Annotated in this window: 20 protein-coding genes; all 20 read right to left on the bottom strand. The window is 38.5% G+C overall.

Annotated elements, in window-relative coordinates:
* Window positions 1–18: 18 nt before the first annotated feature.
* Entirely contained in the window at window positions 19–516 is a 498-nt protein-coding gene (ybeY, locus tag E7274_RS12460; protein WP_304176318.1) for an rRNA maturation RNase YbeY, read from the bottom strand.
* The gene (locus tag E7274_RS12455) at window positions 513–1,706 is read right to left on the bottom strand and encodes a hypothetical protein (RefSeq protein WP_304176316.1); all 1,194 of its coding nucleotides are present in this window, start codon (window positions 1,704–1,706) and stop codon (window positions 513–515) included. Before E7274_RS12455 ends, ybeY begins: the two co-directional genes overlap by 4 nt.
* Complete coding sequence (locus tag E7274_RS12450; RefSeq protein WP_044934344.1) at window positions 1,706–2,692, bottom strand: PhoH family protein; 987 nt, start codon at window positions 2,690–2,692, stop codon at window positions 1,706–1,708. Before E7274_RS12450 ends, E7274_RS12455 begins: the two co-directional genes overlap by 1 nt.
* 1 nt (window position 2,693) lies before the next feature.
* Complete coding sequence (locus E7274_RS12445) at window positions 2,694–3,998, bottom strand: pyrimidine-nucleoside phosphorylase (protein ID WP_304176314.1); 1,305 nt, start codon at window positions 3,996–3,998, stop codon at window positions 2,694–2,696.
* Window positions 3,999–4,025: 27 nt separating this feature from the next.
* Window positions 4,026–4,505 carry a 23S rRNA (pseudouridine(1915)-N(3))-methyltransferase RlmH gene (gene rlmH, locus E7274_RS12440; RefSeq protein ID WP_044934340.1) on the bottom strand — a complete coding sequence of 160 codons (480 nt, stop codon included), beginning with the start codon at window positions 4,503–4,505 and terminating at the stop codon, window positions 4,026–4,028.
* A 179-nt stretch (window positions 4,506–4,684) separates the two neighbouring features.
* On the bottom strand, window positions 4,685–5,659 hold the full coding sequence (locus E7274_RS12435; protein WP_304176312.1) for an FN3 associated domain-containing protein: 975 nt from the start codon (window positions 5,657–5,659) through the stop codon (window positions 4,685–4,687).
* 1 nt (window position 5,660) lies between these two features.
* The gene (locus E7274_RS12430; RefSeq protein ID WP_304176310.1) at window positions 5,661–7,331 is read right to left on the bottom strand and encodes a formate--tetrahydrofolate ligase; all 1,671 of its coding nucleotides are present in this window, start codon (window positions 7,329–7,331) and stop codon (window positions 5,661–5,663) included.
* A 16-nt stretch (window positions 7,332–7,347) separates the two neighbouring features.
* Window positions 7,348–10,107, bottom strand: coding sequence for an FtsK/SpoIIIE family DNA translocase (locus E7274_RS12425; RefSeq protein WP_304176308.1), 2,760 nt, complete (start codon window positions 10,105–10,107; stop codon window positions 7,348–7,350).
* 63 nt (window positions 10,108–10,170) lie between these two features.
* Complete coding sequence (locus E7274_RS12420; protein ID WP_304176306.1) at window positions 10,171–11,619, bottom strand: glycogen synthase; 1,449 nt, start codon at window positions 11,617–11,619, stop codon at window positions 10,171–10,173.
* 24 nt (window positions 11,620–11,643) lie between these two features.
* Complete coding sequence (locus E7274_RS12415) at window positions 11,644–12,372, bottom strand: YebC/PmpR family DNA-binding transcriptional regulator (protein ID WP_033154067.1); 729 nt, start codon at window positions 12,370–12,372, stop codon at window positions 11,644–11,646.
* 59 nt (window positions 12,373–12,431) lie between these two features.
* Window positions 12,432–13,313: a hemolysin family protein gene (locus E7274_RS12410; protein ID WP_304176304.1), complete on the bottom strand. Its 882-nt coding sequence runs from the start codon at window positions 13,311–13,313 to the stop codon at window positions 12,432–12,434.
* 108 nt (window positions 13,314–13,421) lie between these two features.
* Window positions 13,422–14,180 (bottom strand): hypothetical protein, encoded by a 759-nt coding sequence (locus E7274_RS12405; RefSeq protein ID WP_304176302.1) that lies wholly within the window; start codon window positions 14,178–14,180, stop codon window positions 13,422–13,424.
* Between the two features lie 10 nt (window positions 14,181–14,190).
* Window positions 14,191–14,817: a redox-sensing transcriptional repressor Rex gene (locus E7274_RS12400; RefSeq protein WP_033154065.1), complete on the bottom strand. Its 627-nt coding sequence runs from the start codon at window positions 14,815–14,817 to the stop codon at window positions 14,191–14,193.
* Window positions 14,818–14,906: 89 nt separating this feature from the next.
* Window positions 14,907–16,820: an ABC-F family ATP-binding cassette domain-containing protein gene (locus tag E7274_RS12395; protein ID WP_304176300.1), complete on the bottom strand. Its 1,914-nt coding sequence runs from the start codon at window positions 16,818–16,820 to the stop codon at window positions 14,907–14,909.
* Window positions 16,821–16,876: 56 nt separating this feature from the next.
* Window positions 16,877–18,958 carry a polyribonucleotide nucleotidyltransferase gene (locus E7274_RS12390; protein WP_044934332.1) on the bottom strand — a complete coding sequence of 694 codons (2,082 nt, stop codon included), beginning with the start codon at window positions 18,956–18,958 and terminating at the stop codon, window positions 16,877–16,879.
* Between the two features lie 156 nt (window positions 18,959–19,114).
* Window positions 19,115–19,381 carry a 30S ribosomal protein S15 gene (rpsO, locus tag E7274_RS12385; RefSeq protein WP_028247035.1) on the bottom strand — a complete coding sequence of 89 codons (267 nt, stop codon included), beginning with the start codon at window positions 19,379–19,381 and terminating at the stop codon, window positions 19,115–19,117.
* A gap of 150 nt (window positions 19,382–19,531) precedes the next feature.
* Window positions 19,532–20,137, bottom strand: coding sequence for a DUF4340 domain-containing protein (locus E7274_RS12380; RefSeq protein ID WP_304176298.1), 606 nt, complete (start codon window positions 20,135–20,137; stop codon window positions 19,532–19,534).
* Between the two features lie 92 nt (window positions 20,138–20,229).
* The gene (locus E7274_RS12375) at window positions 20,230–21,504 is read right to left on the bottom strand and encodes an adenylosuccinate synthase (protein WP_044934328.1); all 1,275 of its coding nucleotides are present in this window, start codon (window positions 21,502–21,504) and stop codon (window positions 20,230–20,232) included.
* 26 nt (window positions 21,505–21,530) lie between these two features.
* Window positions 21,531–22,403 carry a DegV family protein gene (locus E7274_RS12370; RefSeq protein WP_304176297.1) on the bottom strand — a complete coding sequence of 291 codons (873 nt, stop codon included), beginning with the start codon at window positions 22,401–22,403 and terminating at the stop codon, window positions 21,531–21,533.
* A gap of 91 nt (window positions 22,404–22,494) precedes the next feature.
* Window positions 22,495–23,679, bottom strand: a 1,185-nt coding sequence (gene groEL / locus E7274_RS12365) for a chaperonin GroEL (protein WP_304176295.1), incomplete at its 5' end; no start/stop codon positions are given.

The following is a 23,679-nucleotide window of genomic DNA, read 5'->3' as shown; positions in this document are numbered from 1 at the left end:
ATTAGTGTCTCCTTTTCATTAATCTCGAGAAATATTTAGTATGTTTAATATCTCCCTTTGTTTTTGTTCCATAACAGAAGCTTCCTCCTCTGTCATGTGATCAAACCCCATTAAATGTAACATACTATGGGCTATAAGAAAAGCATACTCTCTGAGATTTGAATGCTGATATTCCTCTGCTTGCGCATGAATGCGGGGAATATTAAGAACTATATCTCCAAGAATTACTTCTCCTGTCTCAGGGTTAAATAAATCATCATTCTCTTCTATTTTTGAAAAATCACCAGGATTTTCATACTCAATCATTGGGAATGATAATACATCGGTAGGTGAATCAATACCTCTGAATTCTTTATTGATTACCTGTATACCATCGTTGTCTGTCAGAGTGATGCTTACTTCGGTTTCAAAAGGAAATTCCATATAATCCAAAGCAGTATTCACCACATCTTTTGCAACTTTCTCGTAATCGAAGTCGAAATCAACTTCTGTTTCGCTTTCCATTAAAATTGTCATGCTAAAATATCCTCATTTGCTAAAATCTCACGAATCTTCAAGAACTGATTCATGGTCAGTCCTGAGTTGTCGTAGAAGCCTTTTTGTGAAAGCTCATTAATAGTTTGATATATAACCATATTTTGATTCCAACTACTGCTCATTGAATCAGAATCAAAAAGCTCTACCTTTGTAACAACTGAATCCACCATATGAACAATGGCCGATTCTTTTGAGCTAGGCAAAATAACTATTCCGCCATACTCAGCCAGGATTTGAATAACCTCAGCTGGGAAACAATGATTATTTGCAATTTTGATTGCGTTATCAATCATTGGCTCACCTTCGATTTTTCCAAGGCGATAATAAAGTCCTGCGCAAGCAGCAAGATTTTCGTTGGCATTAATTGCTGCGGCACACTTTCTAGATAATCTTGAAAGTCTCATTGCATGCTGGTATTCGATGTAGGATAGCTTGCGGATTTCATTGCATAAAGTGTAATCCGGATCCAAGAAGGTGTCATATATCAATACCTGTTCTCTATCCACGAATCTGCTAATTACCGGGAAGATAGCCGCTATAATTAAGCATGCCACCACGCCATCAATCAAGCCATAAAATAACACTGAAAATGATAACTCAAGATAATTAAAGTAATAAAAAACTATAGACACTAGTGTTGTAATTGCAAAAACCATAATTAGCGCATACAACTTTTGAAGTGTCTCTCCTTTTCTAAGAAATGCGGATAGCACACCGCCAAAAAGAATCAGCGTAATATAACAAAGAATAGTGTAACTATTGTAATCCCAACAAAGAGATGTAAGCACCACCAAATAAAGACTGAACGCATTTGAAAGGCTATCCTCAAAAACACTACTGGCAATAATCGGAAGCACTATGAATGGAGCAAAAAAATCAGGCGCCCACAACGACATAGCGATAGTCAAAACCCATTCTACTAAAATTACGAATGTCATTTTTCCGTAGGATATATAGTTTTTTTCTGGAAGCTTTTGCTCTAAACGTCTTCTGATGATAAGTAAAAACTGTAAGCAAAAGAAACAAATATTAATTGCAACTAAGCAAATATATTTGTCCATAAGTACAGAGGCAAAGGAACACATTAAAGTGTTGGCAATAATAAAAACAAACGCCATGCCTATTGCATACAATAATCTTGTAGTGGAAAAACGATTAGTCCATTTCATTATTTCGCCTTTTTATTCTTGCTTTGTAATTTTTTGTCGTGTACTTCATACGCATTTACAATCTTTTGAACAAGTGGATGTCTAACAACGTCCTTCGCATCAAGATTGCAAATCTTTATATCATCAATGTTCTTCAAAACTGCCATGGCATCATCAAGACCTGATTTAACTCCTGTAGGTAAATCCTTCTGAGTCTTATCACCTGTGATTACAGCCTTTGAACCGAAGCCAATTCTTGTAAGGAACATTTTCATTTGGGCTGGCGTAGTATTTTGTGCCTCATCCAAAATGATAAAGGCATTATCCAATGTACGGCCTCTCATATAAGCAAGAGGGGCTACTTCTATAAGTCCCTTTTCCATGTTGCGCTGAAATGCTTCAGCACCCATTATCTGATACAGAGCATCATATAATGGTCTAAGATAAGGGTCGACTTTGCTTTGTAAATCTCCTGGAAGGAAACCTAGCTTCTCTCCTGCCTCAATAGCTGGACGAGTAAGAATGATTCTAGAAACCTCCTCGTTTTTAAAGGCTGTAATAGCCTTTGCCATAGCAAGATATGTTTTACCAGTACCTGCTGGGCCCACGCCAAATACAATCATGTTGTTAGTGATTGCATCTACATATTTCTTTTGTCCTAGTGTCTTAGGAGCTACAGGCTTACCTGTGGTTGTATGGCAAATTATCTCGCCTCTAGCTTCTGAAACATCATGATTTTCTATTTTTTCCTGCTCAATTGACATAATATAATTAACATCCTGTGTAGTTATAATACTGCCCTTTTTTGAAAGGGATAAAAGCTCATCCACAACAACGATTCCATGTTCAACATGGGATTTTTCACCTACTACTTTGATAACATCATCCCTAAGAATGAAGGAAATTCCCATGCCCTTTTCTATGGTTTTGATGTTTTTATCAAACTGGCCAAAAATATTGTCGATGTGCTCAGCCGGAATACTAATACTTAAAGAAAAATCGCTCATTTTATTCAACAATATCGATAATCAAGTCCATGTGGTTACATTTTTCTGGAGCAATAACTGTAGCTGAGTTAATCATCTCCATAGCATTTTTGATTTTGCTCTCATCATTTGCGTGGATATAGCAGATAGGCTCGCCCTTTTTAATTTCATCCCCAACCTTTTTGTTGAGAACAATACCAACAGCCATATCAATAACATCCTCGAATGTCTCGCGGCCTCCACCAAGAGACATAGAAGCAAGACCAAATGCCTCTGCTTTAAGTGCGTGAACATATCCATCAGCCTGAGCCTCAACTGGAACGATATATTTAGCCGGCTCAAATTTACTAATATCAGTTGCAAAGCTTGAATCGCCACCTTGCGCCTGAATGAACTCAACAAATTTATTAAATGCACTACCATCTGCTACTGCATTTTCCATAAGCTTTCTAGCTTTAGCTTTATCAGTCTCAATTTCTGAGAAAACAATCATCTGAGAACCAAGTTCATAAACAACTTCCATTAAGTCCTCTGGACCATTTCCCTTTAAGGCATTGATTGCTTCAATAACTTCGAGATTGTTTCCTACTGCAAAACCAAGTGGCTCATCCATATTTGTAAGAACTGCAGCGATTTTCTTGTCTGCACGCTTACCAATATCAACCATAGATTTTGCAAGCTCTAATGCCTTTTCCTTTGTCTTCATGAAGGCGCCATCACCAACTGTAACATCAAGAACGATAGCATCTGTACCGGCAGCAAGCTTTTTAGACATGATAGAACCTGTGATAAGAGAAATCTCATCAACTGTGGCTGTAACGTCTCTAAGTGCATAAAGCTTTTTATCTGCAGGAGCAAGATTTTTAGACTGACCAGTAACTGCGATTTTAATATTATTAACCTGATTAATGAAGGCCTCCTCAGAAAGAGCTCCATTGAAACCAGGAAAAGCTTCAAGCTTATCAATAGTACCGCCAGTATGGCCTAAGCCTCTACCACTCATCTTTGCAACAGGCACACCAATAGATGCGATGATTGGTCCAAGGACAAGTGTAACCTTGTCGCCAACACCACCTGTAGAGTGTTTATCAATTTTAACACCATCGATTGAAGACAAATCAAGAATATCGCCAGAATCGCGCATAGCCATAGTAAGATCATAGCGTTCTCTAACATTCATGCCTCTAAAATAGATAGCCATAAGAAGTGCAGAAATCTGATAATCAGGTATCTCACCATTTGTATATCCATTAACAATATGATAAATCTCCTGGGTAGAAAGCTCCTCTCCAAGTTTCTTTTTTTCAATTAAGTCGTACATTCTCATAGTAACAAAACCCCTTATATTTATTGCCTATTTGTGATAAGGCTCGTTATTCATAATTCGCATTCCCCGATATATCTGCTCAAGTAAAACCACGCGCATTAATTGATGAGGGAAAGTCATCTCAGAAAAAGAAATTTGATAATCACTGCGCTTCATAACTTCATCAGAAAGCCCCAAAGAGCCGCCAATAACGAAAGCTATACTGCTGTGTCCAGAGATTCCAAGATTCTCTATATATTTAGAAAAAGCAACAGAATCCAGTTGCTTTCCAAGTATTGCAAGGGCAATAACAAAATCTTTTTCTTTAATGTGCTTTAAAATTCTTTCGCCTTCTTTGGATTTTACAAGTGATATTTCAGTATCAGATGCATTCTCTGATGTCTTTTCATCAGAGACCTCTATTATCTCTAAATTGCAGTATTTCGAGAGCCTCTTTGAGTACTCTGAAATTGCATCTCTAAAGAATTTTTCTTTGATTTTACCTACGCATAGAATTTTAACATTCATAGGTTATATTTTAGCCCATTTGAATGATTTAGACAACATAAAAGACACGCCTGCGGTGACGTGTCTTTCAAAGGGAGAATAATGTTATGAAAAATGTATCTCTTAATGAGATGATGTAATGATACTAATTAATTATGTAAAAAATTCGGAAATCTTGTGAACATTCTGTTAAACATAAATTAGTTAGTAACATCAATTGTCACATCCTCTCCCGTACTTTCTTCTGGTTCCTCAACTTCAGGGTAAGTAATAGTGTATGTAGCACTAACAATATCAGAGTATTCTCCTGCATCATTTTGTGCTACAGCCTTTATTTCTGTAGTCCCCTCAGTTAAAGGTATTGGTTTTGTGTATTGTTTGCCTGTAGTAATTGGGCTTTTACCATTCAAGGTGTAAAAGATTTTATAATCTCCGCTAACAGTAATCTGGATAAGAAGATCCTCTTCATAATTACCACCAGCTAAGTTGAAAGTAGGTGCTGAAAGAAAATATGAATTAATCATATCTGTAATTTCATCACTAGGTGATGTTTCCAGCAAGGCTGAGATTCCATCCATATCACCATTTGCATATAAAGCATTGAGAAGATATGTATATATTTTTTTATTGGTAGGATCGCTATCCAGTGCAAGATAAAGCATCTCTATAGCGTCATCATAATCCTTAACCATGTAATACATACGTCCTAAGCCATAAATAACCTCGAATGATGTAGGGTCGATTTCATATGCCTCTTCATAGTAACCTAAAGCCTTTGCATATTGCTCATTAGATTCTGCATCCACTGCTTGATTCATAATATTGTCATAAGTATGCGCACCCATATAAGGAATAAACATACAAACACCTATTATGGCAACAAGCAAGCACGCTACCAAAAGAAATGCCTTTATCTTTTTGGTAAAAACCTTTGGCTCAGGCTTTGGTTGAGGTTGAGTCTTGGATGGTGTGTTTGCAGCAGGTGCTTCTTCTTGAATTTGATAAACACCTGTAGCAAACTTATCATCCTTTGATTTGTTTTTATCTTCTACAACTTTTGAAAGTAATTCTTCTTCTAAAACATTGTAATCAGGCACAAGCTGAATAGACTCCCCACATGATGGGCAGTACATAAGACCATTTTCAATTTCAGCTCCACATTTTTTACATTTCATTTTAGAACAATCCTGTAATTACTCCATCGTCAGTAACATCGATATTGTTGGCAGCTGGCTGTTTTGGAAGGCCTGGCATTGTCATAATGCTTCCTGTTACAGCAACTACAAAACCTGCGCCAGCTGAAGCATATACTTCGCGAACATTTAAAGTGAAATCTGTTGGACGGCCAAGCTTAGTAGCATCATCAGATAATGAATACTGAGTCTTTGCCATACATACTGGGAAATCTCCCATTCCAAGCTCTTCTATTCTCTTTAATTCGCGTTCAGCTGCAGCTGAGTATGCCACATCCTTTGCGCCGTAAATCTCTGTTGCAACGGTTTTAATCTTATCTTTAAGTGAAAGTGAATCATCGTAAAGTGGCTTGAAATTGCTTTCTTTATTTTCTAGAACATAAAGAACCTTCTTTGCAAGCTCTACGCCGCCTTGTCCACCTTTCTCCCAAACCTCAGAAAGAGCAAATTCACATCCACGAGACTCGCAGAATTCTCTAACGAAGTTAGTCTCTGCTTCTGTATCAGTAATAAATGAGTTAAGAGTAACTACTACTGGTACATTATATTTCTGAAGGTTTTCAATATGCTTTTCAAGGTTAACAATACCCTTCTTTAAAGCATCTAAGTTTTCTGTAGTAAGCTCTGTTTTAGGAACACCACCATTATATTTTAAAGCACGAACAGTTGCCACTAAAACAACAGCATCAGGCTTCAAGCCTGCCATTCTACACTTGATATCAAAAAACTTTTCAGCACCAAGATCAGCACCGAAACCAGCCTCAGTAATTGTGATATCTGCAAGCTTCATTGAAGCCTTTGTAGCTCTAACAGAGTTGCATCCATGTGCAATATTTGCAAATGGGCCACCATGAACTATAGCTGGTGTGTGCTCAAGTGTCTGAATCATATTAGGCTTTAAGGCATCCTTAAGCAGGGCTGCCATAGCGCCTGTAGCCTGTAAATCATTAGCAGTAACAGGCTTTCCGTCAAAACTATAAGCAACAATGATTCTTCCAAGTCGCTCTTTCAAATCTTTCATGTCGTTTGCAAGGCAAAGAATAGCCATGATTTCAGAGGCTACTGTAATAACAAAATGATCCTCTCGAACCATTCCATCTGCCTTTGCTCCAAGACCTACGACAATATTTCTAAGGGCTCTGTCATTCATATCAAGACATCGCTTCCATACAATCTGTCTAGGATCAATTCCTAGTGAATTACCCTGCTGAATGTGATTATCAAGCATAGCTGCAAGCAAATTATTTGCAGATGTAATAGCATGAAAATCACCAGTAAAGTGAAGGTTCAAGTCTTCCATTGGAACAACCTGAGCATATCCACCACCTGCGGCACCACCTTTGATACCAAAGCAAGGTCCAAGTGAAGGCTCTCTAAGGGCAAGACATGCCTTCTTACCAAGAACTCCCATTGCCTGACCTAAGCCAACAGAAGTTGTAGTTTTTCCTTCTCCAGCTGGTGTTGGATTGATTGCAGTTACAAGCACAAGCTTGCCGTCTTTATTACCCTGAATTTCGGATAACAATTCATCAGATAATTTAGCCTTATATTTTCCATAAAACTCTAAATCATCCTCCCTGATATCAAGTGAAGCGGCTACCTCCTTGATATTGACCATTTGTGCTTCCTGAGCGATTTGAATGTCTGACTTCATTTGAAATGACTCCCTTTTAATTTGCTTTTATTAGTTCTTCAAACTCTGAAATGGACATGCGTATTTCTCTAGGTTTAGTACCCATTTCAGGACCAACAACGCCTGCTTCCGCAAGCTGATCCATGATACGTGCCGCCCTATTAAAGCCTATCCTAAAGTTTCTTTGAAGATAGCCAATAGAACCCTTTTGATTTTCTATAACAAGACGACCTGCTTCATTGAATAGTTGATCTCTAGAATTATCAGGTTCTCCAGAGATTGACACTGAACCAGATCCAGTCTCAGAGTTTTGAATTTGAGCCTCTATATTCGAATCGTATTCTGCATTTTCGTTATTATTTTTAAGGAAATCCACTACTGCACTAACTTCATCATCACTGACAAAGGCACCCTGTACACGAATAGGCTTAGAAAGATTCTGTGGAGCATAAAGCATATCACCATTTCCAAGCAAATCCTCTGCACCATTCATATCAAGAATAACACGTGAATCTGTTCCAGATGAAACAGAGAAAGCAATTCTTGAAGGAACATTCGCCTTGATAAGACCAGTAATAACATTAACAGTAGGCTTTTGAGTAGCGATAATCAAGTGAATACCTGCAGCTCTAGCAAGCTGAGCCAATCTAACAATTGAATCTTCTACATCGGCTGCAGCAACCATCATAAGATCCGCAACCTCATCCAGAATAATAACAAGCTGTGACATTCTCACACGCTTTTCCTCTGGTATAGACTCAGGCAATGCATCAGAATCAACTTTTTCGTTGAATCCTTCGATATTACGCACTCCTGCCGCTGCCAAAAGCTCGTATCTATCTGTCATTTCCTTTACAGCCCAATGAAGAGCTCCTGCCGCCTTTTTAGCGTCAGTAATAACAGGTAAAAGAAGGTGAGGAATTCCATTGTATACAGAAAGCTCTACCATCTTTGGATCAACCATTATCATCTTAACCTCATCAGGTGTGGCATGATAAAGGATACTCATGATGATGGTATTGATACATACTGATTTACCAGAACCTGTAGCACCTGCAATAAGAAGGTGAGGCATCTTTTCAATATTTCCAACAACTACGCTACCAGAAATATCCTTTCCAACGCAGAAGGAAATCTTTGACTTAGCATTCTTGAATTCTTTCGAAGATACAAGCTCTTTGAAAGAAACCATTGTCTTTTCTTTATTTGGAACCTCAATACCAATAGCAGATTTGCCAGGAATTGGGGCTTCTATACGAACGTCGGTAACAGCCATATTAAGCTTAATATCATCAGAAAGGTTTACAACCTTTGATACTCTAGTACCCTCTGCGATTTCAAGCTCATAACGAGTAACTGATGGTCCCAAGGTAACCTCAGTAACATTAGCCTGAACACCAAAATTGCCAAGTGTACGCTGTAGCTTACCAGCCATCTCCTGAAGATACTCTCTAGAATCTCCTGCACCCTTCTTAGCATCCTTAAGTAATGAAATAGGTGGAAGCTTAAATGGCTTCTTAGGTTTCTTTTTATCTGACTCAATAGAAGCTCTAAGAGACTCTGAAGAATCTTCGATTTCTGCCTGAGTAGAAGCCGATGGCTTAGGCTTTCTAGTAGAAGTCACTGGTTCCATAACTGCTTCTGGCTCTGGTGTAGGCTCTGGAGCAGGTGTTGGAGCTGGAGTATTAATAACAGGCTCCACTGGCTTAGGTGCAACAGCAACCTTTGGCTCAACCACTACTGGCTGTTCTGGCTCAATAAATGTAGCTGATTCGTTTGTAGCCACAAGAGGTGTAACATTCTTGAAAGAATGTGTGCTCTTAGACTTTTTATCTCCGGAACGAAGGCGATGTCTGCTTGTGTTTGTAACTTCCACATCAGACTCTCCCTCTGCCATGTTGATTTTGATTTCGTTAACGCCATCGGCAGACAATGATGCCTCTGAAAAATCTGGCATAAGTGTTGTGTTTGTAGTAACACCAGAATGCTTTCTCTCTCTTCTTGAACCACCCTTTTGATTCATCTGCTCAAGCTCGAGAGCTTTTTCTTCGTTTATTTTATCAATAATAGCCTGACGGTCAGAATTATATCTGGTCTGATTTGCTTCACGTTCCATAAGCTGACGTTCTCTTCTAGCACGTCTTTTAGCAGCTGCCCTATCAGCATGATATCTAGATGATTGCTGCACTCTATCGAAAGCGAAACGTTCAATAATGATGATGGTTGAAACAACCATTGCGATAATATCTATTAAGTAAGCTCCAAACAAACCGAAGCTATCATATATTCCAAAAACGATGGCGCCACCTAAAAGGCCACCACCATTGTGGTTATCCCTTGAATATTCAAATGTAGAAAGTGGTCCTAATACATCCTGCCCATGAATGATAAGCTCCACAAATACGCTAATAAAAATAAGTAAAACAGAACCTGCAATAACCTTTGCCACTGCCACCTTATTACCATAATTAGAAATTATGAAAAATGCAGAAAATGCAACCATAAAAGGCAAGATAAACTGAATAATGCCAAAAATACCAAACAAGAAATCGGCAATGGCATTACCTACAACTCCGCCAAGCCCAACATTGCTAATGCAAAGTAAAATGCACAGCACTAAAGAACCCCAAAGGATAATTTCCTTTGAAGAATCCTCGAAAAATGGGTCCTCAAATTCAACCTCCATAGAAGCCTTTTTAGCTCTTGTGGAAGTAGATTTGTTGTTGCTTTTTTTAGTAGTGTTTCTGCGGGAATTATTTGATTTTCTTTTAGAATTATTCGTCCCTTTTGTTGCCAATATATAACCTCTTACAATCAAAAGAGAATAGTCAAGCTATTCTCTTTTGTAAATTACTATTTGTTAACCTATCAAATAGTTGTAAATATTTTCGTATTTTTCTTTTTGTACAGCCCAAGAATAGTTCTTGTTCATACCACGCTCAACCATTTTATTCCACTGAGTCTTTTTATCGAAAAATACAAACTTACTGTAATTTACAGTGTTAAGAAGCTCATCTCCATTATAATTCGCAAATGAGAATCCGTCTCCAGTCTTTTTGTACTCGTCAAAAGCTTCAACTGTATCGCTAAGACCACCTGTCTCACGAACAATTGGAACTGTTCCATATCTAAATGAAATAAGCTGTGTCAAGCCGCATGGCTCAAATCGTGAAGGCATCAAAAATGCGTCCGCTGCCGCATAAAGCTTATGAGCAAGATTGTCATCATAACAAATGTTAGCTGAAATCTTTTCTGGATATTTCCATGCATAATGCCTGAACATATTCTCGTACTTTGACTCGCCTGTTCCAATGACAACAAGCTGAGTAAAATCATCAACTATTCCTTCTATGCAATAATTGATAAGATCAAGGCCCTTTTGATCAGTAAGTCTAGAAATAAGGCCAATCATGTATTTCTTAGGATCAACTTCAAGACCTAAATCAGCCTGAAGCTTTGCCTTATTAACCTTTTTGTTTTTACGGAATGTAGAAACATCAAAGTTTTTGTAGATTTTAGAGTCCTTTGCAGGATCATATACATCGTTATCAATACCATTAACAATGCCCTGCATGTCGTAGTGGCGAGCACGAAGCAAGCCGTCTAGTCCCTCTCCATAGTATGGGGTCTGAATCTCGTCACAGTAGGTTGCAGAAACTGTTGTGATATAGTCTGCATAAACAAGACCACCTTTAAGCATATTTCCGCATTTTTTGTATTCAAGCTTATCTGGAGTAAATAAATTCATAGACAAGCCCGAAATACCAGCTACCGTCTTAGTGTCCCACATACCCTGGAACTTAAGGTTGTGAATAGTCATGACTGATTTCATTCCCCAGAAGAACTGGTCTCCCTGGAAATCATTCTTTAAATAAACAGGAATAAAGCCTGTCTGCCAATCATGACAATGAATAAGATTTGGCTGGAATCCGATAAGTGGAAGCATTGATAAAACAGCCTTATCAAAGAATATAAACTTTTCAAGATCCCATCTATCCTCAGAATAAGGATAGAAACAATCGAAATAATCATGATTATCGATGAAGTAGTAAGTAACCCCATCTAACTCATATTCAAAAATGCCAACATATCTAGTACCTACAAGTGGTCCCATGTTCATTTGGAAGCTAGTTAAAAACTTGAAGTCCTTCTTGTATTTCTCTGGAATAAATGTGTAGTATGGCAAGACCACCCTTACATCAAAGTACTCCTTTGAGAATTCCTTAGGAAGTGCTCCACAAACATCTGCCAATCCGCCGGTTTTGACAAATGGTACACACTCGCTAGCAGCGAAAAGTATCTTATTCATAATTATAAACCCCTCAATTTTTATTTATTCATTCCAGTTGTGATATACGTTCTGAACATCATCGTCATCATCAAGAAGATCAAGAATCTTGTTGATTTTGTAGAGATCCTGCTCATCTGTAAGATCAACGTATGTCTGAGGAATCATTGTAACCTCAGCATCAGCCATAGGAATGTTTTCAGCCTCAAGAGCTTCTCTAACTGCTGAGAAATCCTCTGGAGCTGTATAGATTTCGAAGCAATCCTCTTCCTCAGAGAAATCTTCTGCACCTGCATCAAGTGCAATCATCATAAGATCATCAGCTTCCATAGAGCAATCCTCTTTAGAAACGATAATCTGCCCCTTATTATCAAACATGAAAGATACGCAACCTGGTGTACCGATGCTTCCGCCGCCCTTTGTAAATGCTGAACGAACGTTAGCAGCTGTACGGTTACGATTGTCTGTAAGGCAGTCAACGATAATAGCTGTACCGTTAGGACCATATCCTTCGTATGTAACAGACTCGTAATTTACAGCATCTGCGTTACCAGCAGCCTTCTTGATACCATTTTCAATTGTTGCATTTGGTACGTTGTTAGCCTTAGCCTTAGCGATAACATCACGAAGCTTAGAATTATTATTAGGGTCTGGGCCGCCTTCCTTAACTGCTACAGCGATCTCACGACCAATTATTGTAAAAATCTTACCCTTTGCAGCATCATTCTTTTCTTTTTTGTGCTTAATATTTGCGAACTTTGAATGTCCTGACATAAAATTATTTACCTCTTTTCTATTCTAAATCTCAAAAAATTATAACAAATCACGGCCTTTTATTCAACGTGCCTTTTGCGTCTAACATATACGCTATCTATGACTTTATCGGATACATTTTTAATATAAAAAACGTAATTATCGTCCTCCAAAGTAAAGGAACTACCGTCTTCTGGAATCTTGCCATTTAAGGAAATTAAGTATCCATTGAGAGTTTCATAATCATCAGATAACTTTGTACCAAGAATTTCTTCAACCTCTTCAAGAGAAGTTCCTCCATCCATCACAAACGAATCCTCTGTCTTAACCTCTATAGAGTTTTCTTCCTCATCATGCTCATCCTCAATATTTCCAACGATTTCCTCAAGAATATCCTCCATGGAAAGTAAGCCGGAAACCTGTCCATATTCGTCAACTACAATCACCATATGGCGCTTTTTAGACTGCATTTTGGCGAATAATGTATTGATTCCATGGGTTTCGGGAACGAACTCTGCCACTGACATAAGCTCGTGTAAATCCTTAACTTTTACATTATCAATGTCCTTGTCATAGTATGTGAGTAAATCCTTAATATGCAAAATGCCTATGATATTGTCTAAATCCTCAATATAAACCGGATAACGGCTCATATTATTCTCATTTATAAAGTTTATAGCCTCACGCAAGGTACTATCGCCATTTACAGCCACTATGCTTTTTCTGTGAGTCATGATATCCTTTGCATCGGTATCAGAGAACTCAAAGATGTTCTGTATCATAGCAGCCTCGGATGCAAGGATATTTCCATCCTCATGGCCCTCGTTTACAAGGGAAATAACATCTTCCTCGGTGATATTTTCCTGCTTAGACCTTCTGTACAAAATAATAAGCCCTATTGCTTCAATAACAATAACAGCCAATAAAAAAATAATTAAATAGGGATTGGACCCGTCTTCCATAAATACTCCTTTCTCGAAATACGTAAATTATCACATTAATAATGATACCATATATATAAGAAAAAGACTAAACATTATGGTGTTTAGTCTTTTAAAAAACAGTGAATTCTATTCCTCTGGTGAAGCCTCAGCTTCCTCTGTATCTTCTTTTGATTCCTTGGAAACAGCATCCAAATCAACTTCTTCTAACTGAATATCTGAAAGGTCTGTTTTGTCGCTTTCATCCTGCTTGTCCGCAGGTGTTTTTACAGGCTCGCCCTTGTCGTCGATTGTACCAATATAGAAATCTCCATTCTGCATGTCAAATAGATTTAGCACTTCCATGCCAAACACATCATGCATGTATGAATAAATCTCTTTATTGTTAATCTCACGATTATGCTTACGAATAACGTTTTTCTTAAGTTGAACCCTTACATCCTTAATCCAGTTAGTGATTTCCTCGGCTTCTGTGGAATTGGTACGAAGCTTGTCGTAGCAATAATCCATGGTAGCTAACATCAACTCTCGGTTAACATCATCTGTCTGCTGTGGAAGCCCACTAAGTTCTTCTTCGTTAGATTCGATGCGTTCTTTGCATTCTTCCAAAAGCCTTTTATCATCATCAAGCTTCTTTGAAACTAAATCTGATGTGCCTTCCATATTGGACATAACAGAAGCCATCAAATTCTCTTTGACCTTTTTAAGGTCTTTTAGCTCCTTTTTAAGCTCTGCCTCACGTTTAAGTAAGTCATTTTCCTGCTTTTCAAGCTCTTTAACCTGTTCTGGCTTTCCGCCTAATGCAAAAAGTCTATGCCATTTCTGATCCAAAATAAGCATAGGAACCTTGATTTTGGAAATGGCAGTTGTAAAATCCCTGTCCGCCATATACATTCACCTACTTCTGCTGAGTAATGTTATAAGAAAGTTGCATTAAACTATCTGATAAATGAACATTTTCTATAATAACATCAGGAATATCATCTAAATCAACATGAGCAAAGTTCCAAATAGCATGAACGCCAAGAGAAACAAGCTTTAATGCTGTAGATCTTGCATTTGACTTAGGTAATGTTAAAGCTGCTATTTCCACATCATTATGCTTAATAAACTCAGGAAGCTCATCAAGCATCTGAACAGGAATGTCTCTAACCAATTTTCCTTTAAGCTCAGGATTAACATCAAATAATCCAATAATCTTAAAACCTACACGCTCAAATTTTACATAACCTGCAATAGCCTGGCCTAAGTTACCAGCGCCAATAACGATAACATTATGTGTTTCGTTAACTCCCAAGATATTTCCTATTTCATCATGTAAATAAGCAACATTATAGCCATAACCCTGCTGGCCAAAGCCACCAAAATTATTAAGATCCTGTCTAATCTGAGATGCAGTAACATGCATTCTTTTACTTAAATCATTAGATGAAATTCTTTCAACACCATCGTCTAAAAGTTCGCCCAAATATCTGTAGTACCTAGGAAGTCTTCTGATGACTGCTTGTGAAATCTGTTTATCCAAACCATATACCTCCTAATTACAATTTTCAATCTTAATTATAAAATCACACAAAAACTATGTCAAGATTTTAACAAAGACTTAATAAATGCTTAAGATAAACTTAACTCCTCCCACTGAGAATATAAATCTTCCAATTTTGAATCTATTTCATTCTGTTCTGCAGTTAATTCGTTGAGTTTTGCAGAATTTGTCATATTCTCTGGCTTTAAGAATTCGTCTTGAATCTTTGCCTTTTTTTCTTCTAGTTTTTCTATCTCTTCTTCGATTTTTGAGATTTTGTTTTGAAGCTTTCTCTTTTCTGCCTCAATTCTCTTTTGTTCTTTAAAATCAAGCTTTGCAGCTGTAGCGTTAGAATCTACTACAGATTCCTGGGTTGAAACAACATTTGCTGCAGAAAGTTGTTCCTTCTTTGCAATATAATCATCGTAATTGCCAAGGTACTTTGTAAAATGACCATCTGAAAGTTCAAGAATCATATTTGCAGTACGGTTAACAAAATATCTATCGTGACTTACATAAAGCAAAGTTCCATCATATTCGTTAAGTGCTTCCTCGAGCATTTCTTTCGAATCCATGTCCAAATGGTTTGTAGGCTCATCAAGGATTAAAAGATTAGACTTAGAAAGCATAAGCTTTGCAAGAGAAACACGTCCTCGCTCTCCACCGGATAACTCGCTAATGCGTTTAAAAACATCATCCTCTGTAAACATAAATGCAGCTAATGTGTTTCTAACCTGTGTCTCTGTAAGATATGGATATGCATCATGAAGCTCACTGAAGATAGTGTTTGACTCAGTAAGTCCTTGCTGCTCCTGGTCATAATATCCAACAGTAACATTTGCCCCAAAGCGAATCTCTCCTGATTCAAAATCTGTAAGACCATTGATACACTTAAGGATTGTAGTCTTTCCTGTACCATTATCACCTAAAATGGCAATTCTATCCCCTTTATGAACCTCAAAGGATAAGTCTGTAAAGATATTTTTATCATCATACGATTTTGTCACATGAGAAAAATCTAAAACATCCTTGCCACTTTCCTTTTCCACCTCAAGAGTGAGTCGCATTCTAGGCATATCCTTATCAGGGGCATCCATAATATCAATCTTATCAAGCATTTTCTTTCTGCTTTCAGCTCTTTTAATGGATTTTTCCCTGTTGAAGGATTGAAGCTTTTCTATAACAGCTTTCTGGTGTTCTATTTCCTTTTGCTGTTTTTCATAGCTGCGCTCATATGTGAGCTGATATAAAGCCTTTTGCTCAGAAAAAGCTGTATAATTTCCTGTATATACACTAGTGCGTCCGTAGGATAAATCAACAACATGATCTACAATTTTATCAAGGAAATATCGATCATGAGCAACAATTACAACTGCGCCTTTATATGAAGATAAATATCCTTCCAACCACACGATTGAATTCAAATCCAAATGGTTTATAGGCTCGTCTAATAAGAGCAAATCTGGCGATGATGCAAGAAGACGTCCCAAACTAACTCGTGTCTTCTGACCACCAGAAAGCTCATTCATGCTTTTATTTAAATCATCCCCTTCAAAGCCAAGGCCTTTTAATATACCTACAGCTTCCGAACGGAATGTATATCCACCTAATAAATCAAATTGATGCTGTAACTTATGATAATTCTCCATAAAGGTCGCAGCATCTTTACTATCAAGGTTTGACATCTCCATTTCCATGTCTGATAGACGTTTTTCCATGGAAAGCAAATCTTCACGTGCACTAAGTACTGTATCTAAAATGCTACTACCAAAGGAATCCTCCTGATACTGAGCTAAATAGCCCATAGTAGCATCTTTTTTAAGAGTAACTTCACCACTGTCCGCTGGTAAATCTCCAACTATTATTTTTAATAGGGTAGATTTTCCTGTTCCGTTGTTACCAACGATAGCTACTTTAGAACCCTCATCTACTGTAAAAGTGGCATCTTTTATAATGCCATCTTCACCAAATGATTTAAAAATATGCGAAACATTAAGTAACATAGTTTTTCCTTAAAAAATGCGCCTGACTAATGTCAGGCGCCAAATAAAATCTAATTTTACTGAACATCCTTAATAGAGAAGCTGATGCGTCCCATCTTGTCCTTGCCAAGGCATACAACCTTAACAGTATCACCAAGAGTAAGAACATCTTCTACTCTGTCAATTCTTTCCTTAGCAATCTTAGAAATGTGAACCATTCCTTCCTTGCCTGGAGCGAACTCGATAAATGCACCGAATTCTTTGATGCTTACAACCTTACCTGTAAGGATCTGGCCCTGCTCGAAATCAGTTGTAATGATTTCGATCATTCTCTTAGCCTCGTCCATCTTTGCAGCATCTGTACCACAGATTGAAACGTTTCCGTCATCTGTAATATCAATCTTAACATCACATCTAGCAATGATTTCGTTGATTGTCTTTCCACGCTGACCTACAACATCACCAATCTTCTCAGGATCAATTGAAAGCTGGATAATCTTTGGAGCGTACTCTCCAACTTCCTTACGTGGCTCAGCAATTGCCTTGCTCATGCAGTTGTCCATGATGAAGAATCTAGCCTCGCGGCAACGAGCGATAGCACCTTCAACGATTGGACGTGTAAGACCGTGAATCTTGATATCCATCTGAATAGCTGTGATACCTTCTTTTGTACCTGTAACCTTGAAGTCCATGTCTCCGAAGAAATCTTCAAGACCCTGGATATCTGTAAGAAGAACGAAATCGTCATCTGTATCGCCTGTAACAAGACCACAAGAAATACCAGCAACCATAGCCTTGATAGGTACACCAGCTGCCATAAGTGACATACATGAAGCACATGTTGAAGCCATTGATGTAGAACCATTTGACTCGAATGTCTCAGATACAGCACGGATTGCATATGGGAATTCTTCTGGTGTAGGAAGTACTGGAAGAAGTGCTCTCTCTGCAAGTGCACCGTGTCCAATTTCTCTACGTCCTGGTCCTCTAGAAGGCTTTGTCTCACCTACTGAGTATGCAGGGAAGTTGTAGTGATGCATGTATCTCTTCTCAGTAACGAAAGCATCAAGACCGTCAATCTTCTGAGCCTCTGAAAGAGGAGCAAGAGTTACAACATCGCAAATCTGTGTTTGTCCACGAGTGAACATAGATGAACCGTGAACACGTGGAATAATATCTACTTCTGCAGCAAGTGGACGAATCTGTGTGATCTCACGACCATCTGGACGCTTGTGATCCTTAAGAATCATCTTACGTACTGTCTTTTTCTCGTACTGATAAATTGCCTCGCCAAGAACAGCAAGCCATTCTTCGTTATCAGCAAATGCTTCTTCAAGACGCTCAGTGATCTGACGGATATTCTCCTCACGAACCTGCTTCTCGTCTGTGAATACAGCACCTTCCATCTCCTCAGGAGTAACAATTTCCTTCATCTTTGCGAAGAGCTCCTCAGGAATTGCGCATGATGTGTACTCATGCTTTGGCTTACCGCATTCCTTAACCATCTCGTCGATGAATGCGATAACTGTCTGGTTAACATCATGACACTTGTAGATAGCTTCAATCATCTTGTCCTCTGGGATGATGTTTGCGCCGGCTTCAATCATGATAACCTTTTCTCTTGTAGAAGCAACTGTAAGCTTAAGGTCACCCTTATCCCACTGCTCCTGTGAAGGGTTTACGATAAACTCTCCATCAATCATACCCATCTGTGTCATAGCGCAAGGGCCATCAAATGGGATATCTGAAATACATGTAGCAATAGCTGCACCGAGCATAGCAACAAGCTCAGGACGGCACTGTGGATCTACTGCCATAACCATGTTGTTAAGTGTTACGTCATTACGATAGTCCTTTGGGAAAAGTGGACGCATAGGTCTATCGATAACACGAGATGTAAGAACTGAGTTCTCAGATGCCTTACCCTCTCTCTTATTGAAACCACCAGGGATTTTACCAACAGCGTATGTCTTTTCTTCAAACTCAACAGAGAGTGGGAAGAAATCGATACCATCCCTAGGCTTGTCTGATGCAGTTGCAGTTGAAAGAACTGTAGTCTCACCATACTGAATAAATGCTGCTCCATTAGCCTGTGCAGCAACTCTGCCGATATCAACACGAAGTGTTCTACCAGCCAAATCCATTGTAAATGTCTTCATGGTTTTCTCCTTCAAATATTTTATTATTTAAGCATCAACCCGAAACTACTGAAAACGAAGAGTTATACTCTCCTAATTCAGTGGCTTCGGATCTTGCTTGAAATCGAAAAACAAATAAGAAAATGAGCGGAGTAAGCAATACTCCGCTCTTATAGATTACTTTCTTAAGCCAAGACGCTCAATGATTGAACGATATCTCTCAATGTCAGTATTCTTAAGGTATGCAAGAAGGTTTCTTCTCTTACCAACCATCTTCATCATACCACGACGTGAATGATGGTCACCTGGGTTAGCCTTAAGGTGCTCTGTGAGCTCAGAAATACGAGCTGTAAGAACAGCGATCTGAACCTCTGGAGAGCCTGTGTCACCAGCTGTTCTAGCATACTCATTGATAATTGCCTGCTTCTTCTCTTTTGTAATCATTTTAACTACCTCCTAAAAACTTTTAATATGCCGTAACTAAGGAAAAGGTCGGAGTGTCCAAAACCTGAGTTACAGTAAATTTCGTACCGATATATAATAACACAGCTATAAAAATATGTAAACTATGTATAAATAGGCTTTTTTAAACTGTTACTGTATTAAATCTTCGATTGCATATTTATTAACGCCTGCTAATTTTCCACTATTTACATAAACAGTAGAAAAATCATAATTCAATGCAAAATAAATCTGTCCTGTTTCTTCATCAGTTTTACCTAACGAAATAAATGTTGAATAGCCGTTTGCATCCTTAATAATGTACACAGGCGAATCCTGATTTAAGCCATATTCATCGCCATTTCCGTCTTCATCCTCATTGGCAATTATGTCTACAAATCTAACATCTGTAATATAATTCAACAGCTTTTCTATTCTATCTTCGTTTATATCGATGCTAGGGTCATCTGTGTAAACCCAATCATCTCCATCTCTTTCAAAGGTCAATAGAATATTATTACTATCAGTCATCTGGAAGCTATAAACTTCTTCATTATCAAGTAATATAACATTATCGCCTTCATCTTCTATTTCGCTGGCTTCATCCAATACTTCTGCCTGTTCATCAGAGCCATCAAGATTTTGTATCATTTTTGCTGGGTTTTTAGAATTAAAAGTAATAATCAAAACCACAATAAGCAAAACAATGGCCAGCACAAGAAATATGCCTTTATAATTCTTTGAAATAAACTTCTTCATCATTTCCTCCAAGAAAATATTCTTCATTTAGTATAACAAAAAAGTATTAACAAACAAAGAAGCCGGAGCCATAAGCTCCAGCTTCAAAATAATTATCTGTAGATGATATCGTCTCTTCCAGGACCATTTGAAACCATTGTGATTGGGAATCCAATTTCCTTCTCAATAAACTCAATGTAGTTTCTGCAGTTCTCTGGGAGATCTTCGTATTTCTTAATTCCACGAATATCTGTCTTCCATCCTGGAAGTGTCTTAAGTACTGGCTTAGCCTTTTCAAGCTTGCTAGTAACAGGGAAATCTGTAGTAACCTCACCATCGATTTCATAGCCAACACATACAGGAATCTCATCAAGATATCCAAGTACATCAACAACTGTAAATGCTACATCTGTTGTACCCTGCATTCTACATCCGTACTTAGAAGCAACGCAATCGAACCATCCCATACGACGTGGACGACCTGTAGTAGCACCGAACTCACCACCATCGCCTCCGCGACGTCTAAGCTCATCAGCTTCATCACCGAAGATTTCAGAAACGAATGCACCTGCACCTACTGCTGAAGAGTATGCCTTACATACTGTAACAACCTGCTTAAGCTCCTGTGCTGGAATACCAGCACCGATGCAACCGTATGGAGCAAGTGTTGATGAAGATGTAACCATTGGGTAAATACCATGGTCTGGATCCTTCAAAGTACCAAGCTGGCCTTCAAGAAGGATAGTCTTATTTTCTTTAAGTGCATTCCAAAGGAATGCTGATGTATCGCAAACATATGGTGCAATCATATCGCGGTATTCATGTAATGTCTCAAGGAGCTCCTCTGGATTAAGGAGTGGCTTGTGATATAAATGCTCAAGCAGAACATTCTTTTGATCACATGTACGAACAACCTTTTCCTTCAAAAGCTCATCATCAAAAAGCTCCTGAACCTGATAACCGATTTTTGCGTATTTATCTGAGTAGAAAGGAGCAATACCGCTCTTTGTTGAACCGAAAGAAGCCTTTCCAAGACGTTCTTCCTCGTATTGATCAAAAAGGATGTGATATGGCATAACAATCTGTGCTCTATCAGACACAAGAATGCGAGGTGCTGGTACTCCTTTCTCTACAATAGAGTTAATCTCTTTGATAAGGATAGGAATATTCAATGCGACGCCATTTCCAATGATGCTAGTGGTGTGATTATAGAATACACCTGAAGGTAATGTGTGAAGCGCGAACTTACCATAGTTGTTTACGATAGTGTGTCCTGCATTTGCACCACCCTGAAAACGAACAATGATATCAGCATTCGCTGCCATCATGTCTGTAATCTTTCCTTTGCCTTCATCGCCCCAATTGGCACCTACAACTGCTTTAACCATAACAATCCTCCTAAATTACAATTAAATTAATTTATATCAATCAATTTCTTAGTCACTGTGCAAGCAAGTGCGCCTGGTCCAATGTGACATGAAACTGAAAGTGATAACGGATCTATCCAGATTTCTTTGCCTGGGAATTCAGCTTCTAATTCTTCTTTAAATTTTTCTGCGGCTTCCTGATTCTGTGTATGTGCTATAGAAATCACAACATCATCAAGATTGTCTGTATGAAGGACATTTTGCATATCCTTTTTCAATGCTTCAATCATAGTCTGCTTTGCTGCCTTAACTGTACGAGCCATCGAATACTTATCAAGCTTCTCTCCGTAGATTGAAAGTACTGGCTTAATCTTTAACAGTGAACCGATTGCAGCAACTGCTGGAGTAAGTCTTCCGCCCTTTTTAAGGTATTCTAGTGTATCTACAGTAATGTAGATAGTAGATAAAGACTTGATTTCCATAAGAGCATCACAGATTTCCTGTGCACTCTTTCCTAAATCGGCAAGCTTTTTAGCCTCAAGTGCTGAGAGCTTCTGTGTAACTGAGATACGCTGGTTATCTACAACTACAACCTTGCCATCGTAATCCTCTGCCAGCATCTTTGCTGTAGCGCAAGATGAAGATAATCCGCTAGACATAGGAATATAAACTATTTCATCATACTCTTTAAGAAGCTTATCCCATGTATCCATAAGATTTCCTGTGATAGGCATTGAAGTAGTAATCTCGCCGCCCTGTGTAAGCTTCTCATAAAACTGTTTCTGAGTTAAATCGATATCCTCGTAATATAACTCGCCATCAATATAAAAAGGCATAGGTATAACAAAAACTCCATAGTCCTTGGCCTGTGCCTGTGTAATGCCACTATTGCTATCTGTAAGAATTGCAACTTTGCTCATAAATCACCTCAAAAAATACTCTGTGTTAAACAAAACACCGCTGATTATTCTAACATAATCAGCGGTGAAAAGAAACAACTAAAGCATAATTTTAGTACATTCCACCCATGCCAGCACCTGCAGCAGCGGCAGCTGCAGCATCAGCAGAAGGATCTTTAATTTCTGCAACAACAGACTCTGTTGTAAGAAGTGTTGCAGCAACAGAAGCAGCATTTAAGAGAGCTGTTCTTGTAACCTTAACAGGATCAAGGATTCCAGCCTTAACCATGTTTACATACTCTTCGTTGTAAGCATCGAAACCAATACCAACTTCTGACTCACGTACCTTGTTGATAATAACAGATCCCTCAAGACCTGCATTTGCAGCGATGTAGAATAATGGAGCTTCAAGAGCCTTAACGATAACATTTGCACCTGTCTTCTCATCACCAGTAAGTGTCTCAGCAAGAGCTGCAACTTCCTTCTGAACGTGGATGTAAGCAGATCCACCACCCTGGATGATACCTTCCTCTACAGCAGCACGTGTAGCATTAAGAGCATCTTCCATACGAAGCTTAGCTTCCTTCATTTCTGTTTCTGTAGCAGCACCTACACGGATAACTGCAACACCACCTGCAAGCTTAGCAAGTCTTTCCTGAAGCTTTTCTTTATCGAACTCTGAAGTTGTCTCATCAATCTGTCCACGAATCTGAGATACACGAGCCTCGATTGCAGCCTTATCACCAAGACCATCAACGATAACTGTGTTCTCCTTGTTAACCTTTACAGACTTAGCACGACCAAGCTGCTCAAGAGTTGCATCCTTAAGCTCAAGACCAACTTCCTCAGAAATTACCTGGCCACCTGTAAGGATTGCGATATCCTGAAGCATTTCCTTACGTCTGTCACCATATCCTGGAGCCTTAACAGCAACAACGTTGAATGTTCCACGAAGCTTGTTAAGGATAAGAGTTGTAAGAGCCTCACCCTCGATATCCTCAGCAATGATAAGAAGTCTAGCACCTGACTGAACAACCTGCTCAAGAAGTGGAAGGAGTTCCTGAATGTTAGAAATCTTTTTGTCTGTAATAAGAATATATGGATCATCAAGGTTTGCTTCCATCTTGTCCATGTCTGTGCACATGTAAGCTGAAATGTAACCTCTGTCAAACTGCATACCTTCTACAAGGTCAAGCTCTGTCTGCATTGTCTTAGATTCCTCGATTGTGATAACACCATCGTTAGAAACCTTTTCCATAGCGTCAGCTACCATCTGACCTACTTCATCATCACCAGC

The sequence above is a fragment of the Pseudobutyrivibrio ruminis genome, from assembly GCF_015057245.1.
GTDB classification, from domain to species: domain Bacteria; phylum Bacillota; class Clostridia; order Lachnospirales; family Lachnospiraceae; genus Pseudobutyrivibrio; species Pseudobutyrivibrio ruminis_E.
Note: the sequence above shows the minus strand (reverse complement) of the source record. Positions and strands in the feature narration are given on the sequence as shown.

Bases quoted from the DNA above. Each gene is read 5' to 3' on its own strand.
- ybeY (WP_304176318.1), bottom strand. From the start codon at position 516: ATGACAATTTTAATGGAAAGCGAAACAGAAGTTGATTTCGACTTCGAT.
- E7274_RS12455 (WP_304176316.1), bottom strand. From the start codon at position 1,706: ATGAAATGGACTAATCGTTTTTCCACTACAAGATTATTGTATGCAATA.
- E7274_RS12450 (WP_044934344.1), bottom strand. From the start codon at position 2,692: ATGAGCGATTTTTCTTTAAGTATTAGTATTCCGGCTGAGCACATCGAC.
- E7274_RS12445 (WP_304176314.1), bottom strand. From the start codon at position 3,998: ATGAGAATGTACGACTTAATTGAAAAAAAGAAACTTGGAGAGGAGCTT.
- rlmH (WP_044934340.1), bottom strand. From the start codon at position 4,505: ATGAATGTTAAAATTCTATGCGTAGGTAAAATCAAAGAAAAATTCTTT.
- E7274_RS12435 (WP_304176312.1), bottom strand. From the start codon at position 5,659: ATGAAATGTAAAAAATGTGGAGCTGAAATTGAAAATGGTCTTATGTAC.
- E7274_RS12430 (WP_304176310.1), bottom strand. From the start codon at position 7,331: ATGAAGTCAGACATTCAAATCGCTCAGGAAGCACAAATGGTCAATATC.
- E7274_RS12420 (WP_304176306.1), bottom strand. From the start codon at position 11,619: ATGAATAAGATACTTTTCGCTGCTAGCGAGTGTGTACCATTTGTCAAA.
- E7274_RS12415 (WP_033154067.1), bottom strand. From the start codon at position 12,372: ATGTCAGGACATTCAAAGTTCGCAAATATTAAGCACAAAAAAGAAAAG.
- E7274_RS12410 (WP_304176304.1), bottom strand. From the start codon at position 13,313: ATGGAAGACGGGTCCAATCCCTATTTAATTATTTTTTTATTGGCTGTT.
- E7274_RS12405 (WP_304176302.1), bottom strand. From the start codon at position 14,180: ATGGCGGACAGGGATTTTACAACTGCCATTTCCAAAATCAAGGTTCCT.
- E7274_RS12395 (WP_304176300.1), bottom strand. From the start codon at position 16,820: ATGTTACTTAATGTTTCGCATATTTTTAAATCATTTGGTGAAGATGGC.
- E7274_RS12390 (WP_044934332.1), bottom strand. From the start codon at position 18,958: ATGAAGACATTTACAATGGATTTGGCTGGTAGAACACTTCGTGTTGAT.
- rpsO (WP_028247035.1), bottom strand. From the start codon at position 19,381: ATGATTACAAAAGAGAAGAAGCAGGCAATTATCAATGAGTATGCTAGA.
- E7274_RS12380 (WP_304176298.1), bottom strand. From the start codon at position 20,137: ATGAAGAAGTTTATTTCAAAGAATTATAAAGGCATATTTCTTGTGCTG.
- E7274_RS12375 (WP_044934328.1), bottom strand. From the start codon at position 21,504: ATGGTTAAAGCAGTTGTAGGTGCCAATTGGGGCGATGAAGGCAAAGGA.
- E7274_RS12370 (WP_304176297.1), bottom strand. From the start codon at position 22,403: ATGAGCAAAGTTGCAATTCTTACAGATAGCAATAGTGGCATTACACAG.